12 protein-coding genes are annotated in these 14771 nt (G+C 64.0%); 6 read left to right on the top strand and 6 right to left on the bottom strand.

The genetic code is table 11. The features are described from left to right. Nucleotides 1-10 precede the first annotated feature (10 nt). Nucleotides 11-1414 (top strand): glycoside hydrolase family 32 protein, encoded by a 1404-nt coding sequence (locus tag CGK93_RS17685; protein WP_089595945.1) that lies wholly within the window; start codon nt 11-13, stop codon nt 1412-1414. Between the two features lie 90 nt (nt 1415-1504). Here CGK93_RS17685 and CGK93_RS17680 read toward each other — a convergent pair whose 3' ends face one another. Continuing rightward, on the bottom strand, nt 1505-2557 hold the full coding sequence (locus CGK93_RS17680) for a LacI family DNA-binding transcriptional regulator (RefSeq protein ID WP_089595944.1): 1053 nt from the start codon (nt 2555-2557) through the stop codon (nt 1505-1507). Between the two features lie 71 nt (nt 2558-2628). Then, entirely contained in the window at nt 2629-3270 is a 642-nt protein-coding gene (locus CGK93_RS17675; protein ID WP_089595943.1) for a DUF2510 domain-containing protein, read from the bottom strand. Nucleotides 3271-3372: 102 nt separating this feature from the next. Here CGK93_RS17675 and CGK93_RS17670 point away from each other — a divergent pair, with 102 nt between their 5' ends. The 5 genes from CGK93_RS17670 (at nt 3373) to CGK93_RS24200 (ending at nt 10625) form a co-directional block, all read left to right on the top strand. Further along, on the top strand, nt 3373-3981 hold the full coding sequence (locus CGK93_RS17670) for a hypothetical protein (RefSeq protein ID WP_232481369.1): 609 nt from the start codon (nt 3373-3375) through the stop codon (nt 3979-3981). A 61-nt stretch (nt 3982-4042) separates the two neighbouring features. Beyond that, nucleotides 4043-5059, top strand: coding sequence for an o-succinylbenzoate synthase (locus CGK93_RS17665; protein ID WP_089595942.1), 1017 nt, complete (start codon nt 4043-4045; stop codon nt 5057-5059). A gap of 76 nt (nt 5060-5135) precedes the next feature. Next, complete coding sequence (locus CGK93_RS17660; RefSeq protein WP_089595941.1) at nt 5136-7223, top strand: PhoX family protein; 2088 nt, start codon at nt 5136-5138, stop codon at nt 7221-7223. A gap of 420 nt (nt 7224-7643) precedes the next feature. Next, nucleotides 7644-9353 carry a 2-succinyl-5-enolpyruvyl-6-hydroxy-3-cyclohexene-1-carboxylic-acid synthase gene (gene menD, locus CGK93_RS17655; protein WP_089595940.1) on the top strand — a complete coding sequence of 570 codons (1710 nt, stop codon included), beginning with the start codon at nt 7644-7646 and terminating at the stop codon, nt 9351-9353. Between the two features lie 684 nt (nt 9354-10037). Beyond that, entirely contained in the window at nt 10038-10625 is a 588-nt protein-coding gene (locus tag CGK93_RS24200) for a hypothetical protein (protein WP_232481368.1), read from the top strand. Between the two features lie 97 nt (nt 10626-10722). Here the strand turns inward: CGK93_RS24200 and CGK93_RS17645 are convergent, their stop codons facing one another. The 4 genes from CGK93_RS17645 to CGK93_RS17630 form a co-directional block, all read right to left on the bottom strand. Continuing rightward, entirely contained in the window at nt 10723-11517 is a 795-nt protein-coding gene (locus tag CGK93_RS17645; protein WP_089595938.1) for an amino acid ABC transporter ATP-binding protein, read from the bottom strand. 11 nt (nt 11518-11528) lie between these two features. Further along, entirely contained in the window at nt 11529-12320 is a 792-nt protein-coding gene (locus CGK93_RS17640) for an amino acid ABC transporter permease (protein ID WP_089595937.1), read from the bottom strand. Nucleotides 12321-12414: 94 nt separating this feature from the next. Then, a complete protein-coding gene (locus CGK93_RS17635) occupies nt 12415-13212 on the bottom strand; it encodes an ABC transporter substrate-binding protein (RefSeq protein WP_089595936.1) in 798 nt (265 codons plus the stop codon). A 158-nt stretch (nt 13213-13370) separates the two neighbouring features. Continuing rightward, complete coding sequence (locus CGK93_RS17630) at nt 13371-14726, bottom strand: isochorismate synthase (RefSeq protein WP_089595935.1); 1356 nt, start codon at nt 14724-14726, stop codon at nt 13371-13373. Between the last annotated feature and the right edge of the window lie 45 nt (nt 14727-14771).

Here is a 14771-nt window from a genome sequence, read left to right as displayed (position 1 = left end):
AGGGGTTCCGTTGACGGACCTTGCACTCTCTTCCTCACTGGCTATGGCGGCGACGCACCCGGATCCGGCGTTCCCGCGATTCCATCCGCGTCCTGCGCAGGGCTGGATCAACGATCCCAACGGCATCAGCTACATCAACGGCCGGTACCACGTGTTCTTCCAGTACAACCCGTCGTCAGCGCGGCATTCGCAAATCAACTGGGGGCACGTGAGCTCCGGCGATTTAGTGCGGTGGGAAGAGCACCCCGTGGCGCTTTCTCCTCAAGCGGGCGGCCCCGACTCCGCCGGATGCTGGACGGGCGTAGTCACCTCGGACGGTGGCGTGCCCACCGCCGCCTACTCCGGGATCAAGGACCACGGCGGTCACTCGCAGGTGGTGATCGCACGCGGGTCTGCTGATCTGGTGACGTGGGAGCAGGACGGGCATGTGGCTGCGTCCATGCCTGAGGATCCGCTGGTAACCGCAGTCCGCGACCCCTTCATCTTCCGCTTCAACGGCGCCCGCTATGCCATGCAGGGTGCGGGGCTCTCCGACGGGCGCGCGGCGTTGCTGCTGTACACGGTGGAGTCCCTTGACGACTGGAAGTACCAAGGGATTTGGCTGACCACCGCTGATCCCGTGGCTGCTGTGCATACGCCGGCCGAGATCTGGGAATGCCCGCAGTTGGTGGAGGTGCCCCTCTCTTCTGGTGGCTCCACCTGGGTCATGATGTTCTCCCTGTGGCTCTCCGGCGACGACCATGAGCACGCCAATGGGGTGGGCTACCTGACCGGCTCCCTGTCCGCGGATCCTGTCACGGGGTTGCCCGTGTTTGCTCCGGCCTCGGGTGGGAAGGCGGACCTTGGCCGCGACTTCTACGCACCGCAGATTGTGCAGCTGGCCTACTCTGCCGGGTCTGCTGCTGCTCCTGCTGCTTTGTTGTGGGGGTGGGCCAATGAAGGTCCCGGACGCGACGGTCGCCGTGGACGCACCCAGGAAGAAATCGACGACGCCGGGTGGTCGGGTGTCCTGACGCATCCCCGCGTTTTGTCCGTGGTTGACGGGGCGCTGGCTGTCACTCCTGCGCCGGAGGTTGAGGCGTACCGGGGTGCTGCTGTGGCTGAGGGGGCTGCCGGCACCGTTGCTGTGCCTGCGTTTGCCGAGGTACTGGTTCGGGGTGGTTCTTCCGGTTCTGGTTCCGGCTCTGTGGAGCTGGTGCTTGGTTCGGGTGCCGATGCTCAAGTGGTCTACTCGGGTTCCCTTGCTGCAGGGGAGGAGCTCCGCATCTTCGTCGACGCTTCCCTCGTGGAGGTCTACCGTTCCGGTTCCGTCGCCACCACCCTTCGGGCCTACCCGGCTCCGGGTGAGGAATGGCAGCTCACCTTGCCCGACGGCGCGACTGCCGACGTATGGGAGTTGAGCCTTTCCGCATAGGCGGCAGGCCGGCGTCGTGCGCTGGTTGAGGGGCCTGCTTTGCATGCTTAGTGCCCGGTTTAGGGCAGAGTGGGCCCCCAACGCGGGGAATCAGCGTGTGGGCGCGGGGCCGGTCGATTCCCGGATGACAAGGCGGCAGGGGACCATCGTTTCCACGGTGGTCCCCTTTTCTGTGGTGTTGGTTCCCTCGATGGCGTCCAGCAGCGTGGTCATCGCGGCGCGGCCGATCTCCCGCAACGGCAACGCCATGGTGGTCAGTGCCGGGACCATGGTGTCCGCGATCCGGGTCTCGTCGTCGTAGCCCATCACGGACAGGTCCCCGGGAACGCTGAGCCCAAGCCGTGCAGCCGCAAGCGTCACCCCGACGGCCAGGCGGTCGTTCGCGCACATGATGGCCGTTGGACGTTCAGCCGGGGACACTCCGTCGAGCAGTTTCATGGCGCCGCGGTAGCCGGCATCAATATCCCAACCGGCCATGAAGATCCGGTCGCTCCGCAGCGGAACGTTGGCCGCTGCATGCGCATCCCGGTACCCCTGAACGCGGAGTGGCGCGGCCGGTGAGTCTTCGTCTCCTGCCAGCAGTGCGATGTTCCGGTGACCCAGCTGCAGCAGGTGCTCGGCAGCTTCGCGGCCGCCGGTGAGCTCATCCGGAATAACGTGGTGCAGCTGCGGCTGGGGGAGGGCGTCGTAGCAGTTGGCCAACACGGACGGAATGCGGAGCATGCCCTGCGGAACGTCGATCGGTTTCAAGCCGACAGTGACGTACATGAGCCCATCCACTTGCCGGTCCAGGAGGGTCTCAATGGCGCCGGCATCCCGGGCGCTATCCCGCTCGGTGTCCATGACAACCGTGACAAAGCCGCGGCTGCGGGCGATGTCATCTGCGCCGCCGATGATGTTGCCGTCGAACGGGCTGACCACCACCTCATCGGACAGGATGCCAATAACCCGTGAACGCTGGTTTCGCAGGCTGAGTGCGATCGCGTTGGGGGAGTAGTTCAGCTCCAGCGCCGCCGCCCGGATCCGGTCCTGGCTCTCCTTGGCCACATTCCCATCACCGCGGCCGTTCAGGACCAGCGAGACCGCGCTTCTGGACACGCCCGCACGTTTGGCGACATCCAACGCAGTGGCCTTGCGGTTCATGGGAGTGTCCTTCCGGTCGTTGACAGCAGTCTACCTAACGCGTGTGAGGTTTCCTGTGGTGCTAGGTGGCGCTACGTGGTGAGGGACGAACCGAAGGACGACATCATGGTCTGCATCATGTTGGAGGTCCAAATGCCGGCCACCACCATGCTGATCACAAAGACGGCGATGGTGATCCACACCGGCAACAGTCCGCGTTTGGGCGCCGCTTTGTTGACGATCACCGAACGGCCAATGACGTAGACCGCCGAGTTCAGGAACGTCCAGGCCCAGTGGAAGGGACGTACGACGCCGGACCTCGCCAACCGCTGATAGTCCAGGTACGCGAAGAACACCGAAAGGCCATAGATCACCAGGCTCGATGCCATCAGCAGGAAGTACCCCGGCGTATAGATCGAGAAGGGGTCAAGGGTGGTGACGCCTTGACGCGTGGTGATGACGCGGAACTCCGGCTGCCAGGTGAGCATGAACACTACCGAGACCAACGGCAGCAACGTGATGGCCCAAATGAAAGGGTTGTAGACCGGTGTCTGCTCGCTGATCGGGGTTCGCGGAGCCTTGAAAACCGGCTGGTACTGCACCTGCTGCGGAGCTTGCCGGGGAGCCTGGTGGGCTGTCGAGGCGTGGCCGTCCCACCACCGGACCAGTCGGGGGTCCGAAGGGTCCGGGTACCAGCCGGGAGGCGTCGTGGAACCGGGCGTTGATTGAGTCATATCTCCCCCACATTGAGTCGTATTCCGAGAATATCGCGATTGCCGTCTCTCGGTTGCCACACACCTCTCCCCAGCGCCTGTGAGGTGGTGTAAGAGTGGTTTATGAGCTTCTTCGACGACCTTCCGGAGCCTCCCGAACTGGCGCGTCAACCGCAGCCGCTCAGGCCGGGGTGGGCCGGGCCGCCGTCGGACGAACTGCCAGGGGTGGTTCCCGGTGGCGGGTTTGTTCATCAGAGCCAGCGGATGGTGGTGGCCCTGAAACTGGTGGAGGTTTACTCCACGGGTTGCCTGCTGGACTTGGTGTGGTCTGTTCGACGCATGGATGAATCCGACCAGGAATGGCGGGAGATCGTTGAGGAGTGCTACAACCACCCGCGCTCCAGCCTGGACACCAGGACGGGGCTGGAACTAGGGGTCGCTTTTGCGGACGGACGCAAGGCGGTCGCTGCCATCCACGGACCGGCGGCGTTCGATGACACCGACGACGTCACTGGGCCCGTGCTGACGACCTTGGGTGGAGGCGGAGGGAGTAACAACGGCGAGTACGTCCAGTTCACCGGCCGCTATTGGTTGTGGCCGTTGCCGCTGGAAGGGGGCACAACGCTGGTGGCCCGGTGGGAGGCGTTGGGATTGCCGGAAAGCTCCCTCGAATTGTCCGGCGTCCAACTGGGTGATGCCTTGGGCAGGGTCCGGAACTACTGGTCCGGGTAGCTTGTCCACATAGCCGGATTGGCCATCCGCCGGGTCAGAGGGCCGCCGGTACAGTGGCACTATGCCTGCGCTTCCATCTCTTGAAGAACTTCTCGATTCGGCCTATGTGGTCTCTCTCCCCATGCGCGTGAAGTTCCGTGGCATCACGGAGCGCGAGACGCTCCTCTTGCGCGGGCCCGTGGGCTGGGGCGAGTTCTGTCCCTTCCCCGAATACGACGACGACGAATCCTCCCGCTGGCTGGCCGCCGCCCTCGAAGCTGGCTGGCTTGGGTTCCCCCCTCAGCTCAGGGACACCATCCCGGTCAATGCGACGGTTCCCGCCGTTCCTGCAGAGCGCGTCCCGGAGGTGCTGGCACGCTTCGGACGGGTGGACGCGGTCAAGATCAAAGTTGCCGAGCGCGGGCAGTCGTTGAGGGACGACGTTGCGCGGGTAAACGCAGTACGTGAAACTTTGCCGGATGCCGCCATCCGCGTGGATGCCAACGGGGGATGGGACGTAGAGCAGGCAGTGAAGGCCCTGGGCAAGCTCTCGGCTGTCGGCCTTGAGTACGCTGAGCAGCCCGTTCCAACCATTGAGGGCCTGGCCGAGGTCCGTCGTCGGCTCTCTGACGCTGGGATGCCGGTCCTCATCGCTGCTGACGAGAGCGTACGCAAGGAAGACGATCCCCTTCGGGTAGCCAGAGCCGGCGCCGCGGACCTCATCGTGGTCAAGGTCGCTCCACTCGGGGGAGTCCGGCGGGCCCTGGACATCGTGCACCAAGCCGGGCTGCCCGCCGTCGTCAGTTCCGCGCTGGATACCTCTGTGGGCATCCGCGCCGGACTCGCGCTCGCAGCCGCGTTGCCCTCACTTCCCTACGCCTGCGGACTTGGCACCGTATCGCTGTTTGCCTCGGACATTACGCTGGACCCCTTGGTGGCCGACGACGGCGCCATCCACGTCCGCGAGGCTGTCGCCGATCCCGGCCTGCTTGAGCATTACGCGGCCCCGGCGGAACGCAGGGACTGGTGGCTGGACCGGCTTCGCAGGGTGCATGCCGTCCTGGCGGGAAACCAGCATCCTTTGTTCACCGTTTCTTAACCGGAGAGACCTCTCAGATTCGGTTTCCGCTGAAAGGCTCAGCGGGAACCTCGTACATCTCTGGAAGGTCTTCCCCATGTCTGAAACCACCGGACGCACGTTTCCGCTGCTCCCCATGCTCGGCCACACCAAGGGCAAGCGCAGTGCGGTTACCTGTGCTTTGAAGTGCGACAACGCCTGCTCTGGCGATGTCTGCAACACGAGCGCCAACGGCTACTTCCGCGACATCGCATCAACAGCCATGTCCCGCCGTGCCGCCCTGGGCCTCGGTGCCGCAGGGGCGCTCGCCATCGTGCTCGGTGGTGCCGTGACCGGTGTCGACACCGCCGTGGCCGACCCTGGAAACGGACTCTCCGATGCTGCCAAGAAGGGCTTCGACAAGTCCAAGCTCAAGTTCACCGCCATCAAGCCGGTAGACGCAGCGGTGGATGCCTTCACCGTGCCTGAGGGCTTTGACTGGAAGCCGGTCATCCGCTGGGGCGACCCCCTCTTTGCCGACTCGCCTGCCTTCGACCTCAACGCGCAGACTGCCGCAGCCCAGGCCCGCCAGTTCGGGTACAACAACGACTACACGGACATCCTGCCTATCCCGGGTTCCAAGGATCGCCGTGCCGTGCTCTTCAGCAACCACGAGTACACCAACGAGAACATCATGCTGCCCGAGGGCTTCGACCCCAAAGAGGCACGTGCCATCGGACGCGCCGGGCATGGCCTTGCCGTGGTGGAGCTCGAACGCAAGAACAAGAACAAGCCGTGGAACTACGTTCAGGGAGCACCCCTGAACCGTCGCTTCCTCACGGACACTGTCTACGAACTGACGGGCGCCGCGGCCGGTACCAACCTGGTCAAGACGATCGATGACCCGGCAGGCCGCTGGATCAAGGGCACGCTGGGCAACTGCGCCGGTGGAACCACCCCCTGGGGAACCATCCTCTCCGGCGAAGAAAACTTCAACGGTTACTTCGCTGCCCCGGGGACCAGCGATGGCGACAAGCGCTATGGAATTTCGGCGAAGCCGACCACCCGCCAGTGGGAACTCGACGAGCCGCGCTTCGACACCCGCAACCCGGGCTACGCCAATGAGACCAACCGCTTCGGCTGGATTGTTGAAGTTGACCCGTTCGACCCCACCTCCACTCCCAAGAAGCACTCCGCGATGGGCCGGTTCAAGCACGAAGGCGCCAACGTCATTGTTGCCCCGTCCGGCAAGGTAGTGGCCTACATGGGCGACGACGAGCGCTTCGACTACCTCTACAAGTTCGTCTCCAAGGGCAAGTACCAGGCCGGGGACTCCCGCGAGGCCCGCAAGAACAATATGAACCTGCTCTCCGAAGGTGACCTCTTCGTTGCCAAGTTCACGGGCGATTCGCCTGCCGACATCGACGGCACCGGCAAGCTTCCTGCCGATGGCGCCTTCGACGGCACCGGCGAATGGCTGCCCCTGGTAGTCAACGGCACCTCCGCAGTTCCCGGCATGACCGTCCCGGAGGTCCTGGTCTACACCCGCCTGGCCGCCGACAAGGTTGGGCCTACCAAGATGGACCGTTGCGAAGATGTTGAGCCCAACCCGCGTACCGGCAAGGTCTACGTGGCCTGCACCAACAACACGGACCGCGGCAAGCCGGGCAAGGAAGGCGCTACGGAGGTCAACCCGCGCACCCTCAACCGTGACGGCCACGTCGTGGAAATCACCGAGGGCCGCGAGCAGACAGGCACCAAGTTCAATTGGAACCTCCTGCTGGTGGCCGGTGACCCCGCCAAGAACACCTCCACGTACTTCTCCGGCTTCCCGGCGGACAAGGTCTCGCCGATCTCCTGCCCGGACAACGTAGCCTTCGACTCCGTGGGCAACCTCTGGATCTCCACCGACGGCGCCCCCGGCACCATTGGCTACGCCGATGGCCTGTTCAAGGTCACCCTCGAGGGACCGGAACGCGGCAAGGTTGAGCAGTTCCTTGCTGTTCCCCGCGACGCTGAAACCTGTGGTCCGATCATCCACGACGAAGAGCGCACAGTGTTCGTCGCCGTCCAGCACCCCGGTGAGGATGGCTCGTTCGCGGCGCAGAACTCCTTCTTCCCGGACTACGTCCCGGCCGGAGCTACCCCGGCGGCGGGCGCGGCGCGGGCCCCCCGCCCCTCGGTGGTGCAGGTCTTCCGTAAGTAGGCTTGGTGCCTTGCGCATGACGAGTGCTCTCCCGCCCGGGTTGCCGGGTGGGGGAGCACTTCCTCTTCCCCGACGCTCTATCACCTCCCGCGTGTTTGGGCCCGACGCTCTATCACCTCCCGCGTGTTTGGGCCCGACGCTCTATCACCTCCCGCGTGCTTGGGCCCGACGCTCTATCACCTCCCGCGTGTTTGAGCCGGACGCTCTGTCACCTCCCGCGTTCTTGCGGCTTGCGCCACAACTGGTAGCGCCCGAGGTGCGGAACAACGGCGACACCCTAGTGTGAGAGGGATGTCCGATGTGGGCCGGGATGTGAGAGAGGGATGTCCGATGTGGGCCGGGATGTGAGAGAGGGATGTCCGATGTGGGCCGGGATGTGAGAGAACATTGAGGGCTCGCCTGCGCCAATAGACTGGAACGGTGACTTCCCAGGACTCTCTGACATCCATTGGTGCCGCCCGGATCGCCGTTACGGCACTGCTCGACGGCGGTGTGCGACACGTGGTGGTGGCACCGGGTTCGCGCTCTGCACCCATGGCCTACGCCCTGGCTGAAGCAGAAGCTTCGGGCCGCGTCCGGCTGCACGTGCGCATCGACGAACGCGACGCCGGATTCACCGCGCTCGGCCTGGCACTTTCCACCGAGGCCCCTGTTGCCGTGGTAACCACATCCGGCACGGCTGTGGGCAACCTCCTGCCGGCTGTCATGGAAGCCAATCATTCCGCGGTTCCCGTGGTGGTTATTTCCGCGGACCGCCCGGAAGAACTCCACGGAACCGGGGCGAACCAGACCACCACCCAACTGGACCTCTTCGGCGATCACGTGAGATTCGCCGTCGACGTTCCCGCCGGCGACCATCCCCAAAAAGCCGTTGCCACGGCTCTGTACGCAGCAACCGGTGCCCTCGAGGACACGCCGCCCGGCCCTGTCCAAGTGAATCTTGCCTTCCGTGACCCACTGGTTCCCGCGCCCGGCGACGCGCTTCCGGTCGCCGCAGGACACGGCGTTTTTCATTACGACGCCGGACCTCAGGCACTGGTTCTCCCGGAAGCATCCACAGCACTCCCAGAGCGACGCACCGTGGTCCTCGCAGGCCACGATGCTGGCCCTGTGGCCGAGGCCTTCGCCCGTGCCCATGGCCTGCCATTGCTCGCCGAGCCGTCGTCCAATGCACGCTTCGGCCCGAATGCAGTGGGACCGTACCGGGTGTTGCTGGAGCACTTCGGGCCCCAATCACCGTCTCCGATCGAACGCGTGGTCTTGTTTGGCCGCGCCACTCTGTCCCGTCCCGTGGCGTCCCTACTGGCACGCGAATCAGTAGAGACAGCCATCTACCAACCCGTTCCTGTGGCTTGGTACGAGGCTGGCCGACGCCGTGAAACGCCGATCGAAACCCTTCCTGGGCTCGCAGAATTCGCCGGCCGCGGGTCCGCCGAATGGTTGGACTCCTGGCTCCTCGCCGGCGCTGCCGCCCAGCACGGCTTGGATGGAGTGCTAGCGGGGGAGACCCTTGCCAGCGGCCCATCCGTCGGCGCCACCGTGTGGGAACATTCCCGCGGACAGCTGGTGCTCGGGTCCTCCAACGGCATCCGCGACGTCGACCTCGCCGGACAACCCCACACCGATCCGATAGCCAGTGTTTACGCCAACCGCGGCCTCGCCGGCATCGACGGCACCATCGCCACAGCCACAGGTATTGCCCTGGGCAGCGGACGCGAAACCACGGTCCTCCTGGGCGATGTCACCTTCCTCCACGACGCCGGGGGGTTGCTCCTCGGCCACCGTGAACCTGTGCCGGACCTGCGCATCGTGGTGCTCAACGACGCCGGCGGTGCCATCTTCAGCCTCCTCGAGCACGGCGCCGTCGAGGACTCAGGCGCCTACGGCACCGCCGTCGAACGTCTCTTCGGCACCCCGCACTCAGTGGACATCGCGGCACTCGCGGCGGCGTACGGCGTCGGACACCAAGCGGTAAGTACGACGGCGGAACTTGCCTCGGCGCTCAAGGCGCCGCTCAAGGGGCGCAGCATTGTGGAGGTGCGCGTGGACCGGACAGGCCTGCGGGCGCTCCATGGTCGAATTAAGGAAGCCATCTCCGCCGCCGTGGGCCAGGTCCTGACCGCAGGCTAGGCCCGGCCAGGGATGGCTAAACCCGTCCGCTACCGTTACCGCCGTTCTACCTTGCGCCTGTCATCCAGCCTGTGCCACCTAAATTCGTGCACGCTACCCTGCCGAGCTCGGGCCACGCAAACGGGCTGGCGCCGCCCGGATCCAAGTGTCGTCAGCGCATATGCATGTCGTCCGACGAAGAGTTTGTCGTGAACCGGACCGCGCGGCGTCCGAATTCGAGTGTCGGTGGTCCACCTGTGCGGCGGCGGTGGATCGGGAGTTTCCACATAGAGTGAAGAGCGCCTACTGAAGGCGGTGGCCAGGCCGAATGCTGGTGCTATGCGAACGCTACCCAAACTGATTCTGGCCAGGGACTTGTCACTCATCGGCGCGGATTCCCGGAAATTGTCTGAGGCGGCCAAGGCCGGGAAGCTCATGAGAATTCGGCACGGGGTGTACGTCGATGCACAAAAGTGGACGGTACTGGATAGCTGGGAACGTTATGCCTTGAGGGTCGAAGCAGCGTCGGAGACATTCACGTCGCCCACCACTTTTTCTCATCACTCCGCGGCGAGTATTCACGGCATTCCAACCATCCTCGGGCGACAACCCATTCACGCGCTCAGCTCTTACGCCGGCGGAGGAAGGTCCAGGGCAGGCGTTCGACGGCACTTCATCGCTAGTGAACTTCAAGAAGCAGAGGAAATGAACGGCTTTCTGGTGACAGGCCGGGTCAGGACAGTACTGGACATCGCAGCCTTAGTGCCATTTGCCGAGGCTGTTGTTCCCCTGGATTTCCTCTTATGCCCTGAACGTCACCGGAAACCTGTACTGAGGGATGAGTTGCTGGACGCCATTGATGCCCGGTATTCGAAGGCCGCCGGCAAACGCATCGCTGCGGCTGTCCAGTTCGCTGTCATCAATTCGGGATCGCCCGGGGAGTCCTACTGCAGGGGACTCATGCACGTGGCCGGTTTCGCTGCTCCAGAACTACAGTACGAACTTCGAACGAGGCGAGGGACTGTCTACACGGATTTCTACTGGAAAGACGTCCGACTGGTGGGAGAGTTCGACGGCAGGGAGAAGTACTTGAAACCCGAGTTTCTCAAGGGCCGGACGCCCTCTCAGGTTGTGATCGAGGAGAAGAACCGTGAAGACGCCATACGTGCCACAGGCCGAGGAGTGTTCCGGCTGGTCTGGAGCGACCTGACGGTGGGCAAGTTGGAACGTGCGCTCGTAGCAGCAGGGGTTCCCCGCCGTCGTCGTGCTTCTGCAGGCCAGCCACCTTCATAGATGACACAGAAAAGGGAGGTCGACACGCAAATGCGGGTGTCGACCTCCCGTTCCTGTGGCGCTCACGGATATGCGCGGCCTAGGTGCCGGAGAGCGTTTAGGCTTCCTCCACACCAATGTGCGTGGGGTCCAGGACGCGGCGCAGGAATTCCTTGGTGCGAGGCTGGGTGGGGGCGCTGATGACGTTTTCCGCCGGCCCTTCTTCCACCACTACACCGGCGTCCATGAAGACCACGCGGTCGGCCACTTCCCGGGCGAAGCCCATCTCGTGGGTAACCACCAGCATGGTCATGCCTTCCTGTGCCAGCTTGCGCATGACGGCCAGGACATCGCCCACGGTTTCGGGGTCGAGGGCAGAGGTGGGCTCATCGAAAAGCATGAGCTGCGGGTCCATGGACAAGGCGCGGGCAATAGCCACGCGCTGCTGCTGGCCACCGGAGAGCTGGTCCGGGAAGCGGTCGGCGAGGTGTCCCAAGCCAACGCGCTCCAGGTTGTGGCGCGCAACGTCAGAAGCTTCGGACTTGGAACGCTTGAGGACCTTGGTCTGCGAGATGGTGCAGTTGTCCAGGACGCTGAGGTGCGGGAACAGGTTGAAGTGCTGGAACACCATTCCAACGCTTTGGCGCATTTTGTTGAGGTCTACGTCGGGGTCGGTGGCCTCGAACTTGCCCACGTTGATGGTGCCGGCGTTGGGCTGCTCGAGCAGGTTGACGCAGCGAAGGAGGGTGGACTTGCCGGAACCCGAGGGCCCGATCAGGCAAACTACCTGACCAGGTTCAACGGTCAGGGAGATACCTTTGAGGACCTCGTTGCTGCCGTAGGACTTGCGGAGGTCCTTGATGTCGACGCCCGCAGCGCGAACGCTGGACGTGCTCCCAGTGGAGTTATTCATGACTGTCCTGCCTATCGCTTCGTCCGCGCGGAGCGGCTTTCGAACTTCCGTGCCAGGAGGCTCAAGGGGATGGTGATGACCAGGTAGAAGGCGCCGGCCACGAGCAGCGGCGTCAGGCCGGCTCCGAGGCTGGAAATGCCGTCGCGCCCGAACTTGGTGAGCTCGTACTGGGACGCAGTGAGACCCAGGACGTAAATCAGCGAGGAGTCCTTGGTGAGCAGGATGATCTCGTTGGTGAGCGGCGGCAGGACGATCTTGAAAGCCTGCGGGATGACGATGGAAACCATGGCCCGCCACTGCGGCATGCCCAGCGAACGGGCTGCTTCCATTTGGCCCTTGGGCACGGCCTGGAGGCCTGCGCGGAGGGTTTCAGCGATGTACGCAGCTGCGACCATACCCAGCGAGACCATCACGATGATGTTCACGTCCCACTGGATTCCGAAGGCCAGCGGAACGCCGTAGCCGAAGGCGATGAAGACCAGCAATGCGGGAACACCCCGGAAGAACTCGATGTATCCCGTCGCGAGCCAGCGGTACAGCGGGAAGGACGAGAGCTTCATCAGGGCCAGCAGAAGGCCTCCGGACAAGCCCACCACGAAGCCGAGGAACGTGTAGATCAGGGTGTTTTTGAGGCCCACCAGGAAGATGTCCGGGAACATCGGCCCGATTTTGGAGAAGTTGAAGACGCTGGTGCCGATCGTCTTCCAGTCCACAGCGAGGATCACTGCGGCCACGGCCACCACGAAGATTCCGGCCTGGACGTACAAACTGACTTTGGCTCGTTGACGTGCAGTCATTGCCATGGGGTTCTCACATTCATGTTGCGCAGGTGGGGCCCCGAAACAACGTGTCGTTTCGGGGCCCGCCTGCGTGGATCTGGGGGAGCCGGGGCTCGGACTACTTGGTGGCTTCGCCGAACCAGGTGGTCTCGAACTTCTTGAGGGAGCCGTCGTCGGTGATGCGCTTCAGCGTGGCGTTCACGGCGTCCGTCATGGCGGTGTTGCCCTTCTTGATGGAGATGCCCAGCTTCTCGCCCGTTGCGTAGTCTTCAACGCGCTTGAGGTTGGAGTCGTCCTTGATGGCGTAGCCCAGGACGGACTGGTTGCCGATTGCGGCGTCGATGGTGCCGGCCTTGAGGGCCTGGACCAGGAGGCCGGAGTCTTCGAACTGCTGTGCGTCGATTCCCTTGTCCTTGGCGTACTGGGCGCCGGTGGTGGCCTGCTGGACGCCCACCTTCTTGCCCTTGGCGCCGTCGATGTTGCTGATGCCGGAGGACGAGGTGGCCACGAGGGTCAGGTCGTCATCCAGGTACGGGGTGGAGAAGTCCATGACGCTCTTGCGGACGTCGGTGATGGAGATCGAGGAGATGGAGACGTCGCAACCGGTCAGTGCAGTGCCGGTCTCGATTGCTTCGAAGGAGCTGTCCACCACGTTGAGTTCGGCCTTGACGTCCTTGGCGAGCTCGGCGGCGATGTCCATGTCGAAGCCGACAATCTTGCCGTCCTTCTGGAATTCGAACGGCTCGTAGGGAACGTCCGAGCACACCGTGAGCTTGCCGGCGTTGATGAGCTTGAGGCCGGAGGCGTCCGTGGCAGCCGGGGTGGACGAGCCACCGCAGGCGGTGAGGGCCAGTGCGCCGGCTGCGAGCACGGCGGCAATCTTGGTGCCGGACAGAACCGAACGGGAGATCTGCATGTTGTTTACCTTTTGTTGCGGTGGATGCTGAACTGAGTCGGTTTTAGTGTAGCGCCGAACGTGAGATGTGCATCACAGGAAACGAAGTTTCACTATTGGATAACAAGTTTACGCACTTATCAACCGCATCTGAGGGGCCTCTGTCTGGAATCCCAGATTCAGCGGCGGATACCCAGGGCTTCGAGCATCGGCCGGAATTTCGCCCATGTTTCCGCCAGTTCGGCTTCCGGCTGGGAGCCCTCGACGATGCCGCACCCGGCATACAGGCGCACCGTGTTGGCGTCCTCGATCACCGCACCGCGAAGCGCGATGCCCCACTCACCGTTGCCGGCGGCGTCGAGCCAACCGACAGGTCCGGCGTACGGGCCCCGGTCCAAGTGTTCGAGTTTGCGGATCAACGCACCGGCAACCAGCGTCGGGGTTCCGCACACGGCTGCCGTGGGATGCAGCGCGTTGATCAGGGCCAAACACGTGGGCACGTGCCCCTCGATGTCCGCCAACTCTGCCTTCACGTCCGAGGCCAGGTGCCACACATTGGGCAGCTCAAGAATGAAAGGTTCGCTGTGCGAGTTCATCGCTTCCGAGAAGGGAGCCAGCTGACGCGTCAGGGAATCGATCGCAATCTCGTGCTCATGCCGCTGCTTCTCCGATCCAGCCAGGACGCGCTCCGCATATTCCATGGGGGAGCCGTCCATGCCGTCAGCATCACGTCGATCCAGGGTTCCTGCCAGTACACGGGCCTGTGCGGTGCGACCCTCCACCTGAATCAGCATCTCGGGCGTTGCGCCCACCAGGCCGTCCACGCCGTACGTCCAGCATTCGCGGTACCTTGCGGCGAGCTGGCGAAGAACCTCCGCAGCGTTGACGCCCTCCGGAAGGTTTGCGACGACGTCGCGCGCCAACACCAGCTTCTCCAGTTTCCCGGCGCGGATCTCCTCCACTCCGTTGGCCACTGCCTGCATCCAGGCGGCCTCGCTGAGGGAACCATGGCTGAGGTGACCGGCGGAACCGTCGGCGGCAATCAGCTCAGCTGAGGGTGCGACGCCGGATCCGCCTGCCGCCGAATCCTCACCGTTCGGTTCCGGTTCAGTCAGCCAGCGGTGCACGGAGGCGAGGACGCCCGCTTCGGTGAGGGCGGCGTCGTCGAACGTTAATTGGGTTGCCCAGGCGCGGCCATCGCGGATCCCCACCACCAGCTCCGGCAGGATCAAGCGGGACACATGCGGGGAGGTTTTGGAGAAGGCGAACGAGCCGAAAGCCACAGGACCGGTGCCCGGAAGCTCCACGTGATCAGTGATTTCGGCCTCAAGAATGAGATGCCGCCACCAGATATCGGCCTCAAGGAAACGCTCGGGCCCGGTGGCGTTGAAGCGGGTCAGCTCGCCGTAACCCACCAGCCCGGCCTCACGGCGGGACCAGCAAAGAACGTCGTCCCGCACCAGAAACGACGGCAGCCCCCCGGAGGATGATTCAACATCGAGGGGGACTGTCAAGGTGCGGAGCGTGCTCGTCATGATGGAACAACAGTACTCCCGAGGACAACCAGAATCTGAGCCGAC

This window comes from Arthrobacter sp. YN, from assembly GCF_002224285.1.
GTDB lineage: Bacteria > Actinomycetota > Actinomycetes > Actinomycetales > Micrococcaceae > Arthrobacter.
Note: the sequence above shows the minus strand (reverse complement) of the source record. Positions and strands in the feature narration are given on the sequence as shown.

Bases quoted from the DNA above. Each gene is read 5' to 3' on its own strand.
- CGK93_RS17680 (WP_089595944.1), bottom strand. From the start codon at position 2,557: ATGAACCGCAAGGCCACTGCGTTGGATGTCGCCAAACGTGCGGGCGTG.
- CGK93_RS17675 (WP_089595943.1), bottom strand. From the start codon at position 3,270: ATGACTCAATCAACGCCCGGTTCCACGACGCCTCCCGGCTGGTACCCG.
- CGK93_RS17670 (WP_232481369.1), top strand. From the start codon at position 3,373: ATGAGCTTCTTCGACGACCTTCCGGAGCCTCCCGAACTGGCGCGTCAA.
- CGK93_RS17665 (WP_089595942.1), top strand. From the start codon at position 4,043: ATGCCTGCGCTTCCATCTCTTGAAGAACTTCTCGATTCGGCCTATGTG.
- CGK93_RS17660 (WP_089595941.1), top strand. From the start codon at position 5,136: ATGTCTGAAACCACCGGACGCACGTTTCCGCTGCTCCCCATGCTCGGC.
- CGK93_RS24200 (WP_232481368.1), top strand. From the start codon at position 10,038: ATGAACGGCTTTCTGGTGACAGGCCGGGTCAGGACAGTACTGGACATC.
- CGK93_RS17645 (WP_089595938.1), bottom strand. From the start codon at position 11,517: ATGAATAACTCCACTGGGAGCACGTCCAGCGTTCGCGCTGCGGGCGTC.
- CGK93_RS17640 (WP_089595937.1), bottom strand. From the start codon at position 12,320: ATGGCAATGACTGCACGTCAACGAGCCAAAGTCAGTTTGTACGTCCAG.
- CGK93_RS17635 (WP_089595936.1), bottom strand. From the start codon at position 13,212: ATGCAGATCTCCCGTTCGGTTCTGTCCGGCACCAAGATTGCCGCCGTG.
- CGK93_RS17630 (WP_089595935.1), bottom strand. From the start codon at position 14,726: ATGACGAGCACGCTCCGCACCTTGACAGTCCCCCTCGATGTTGAATCA.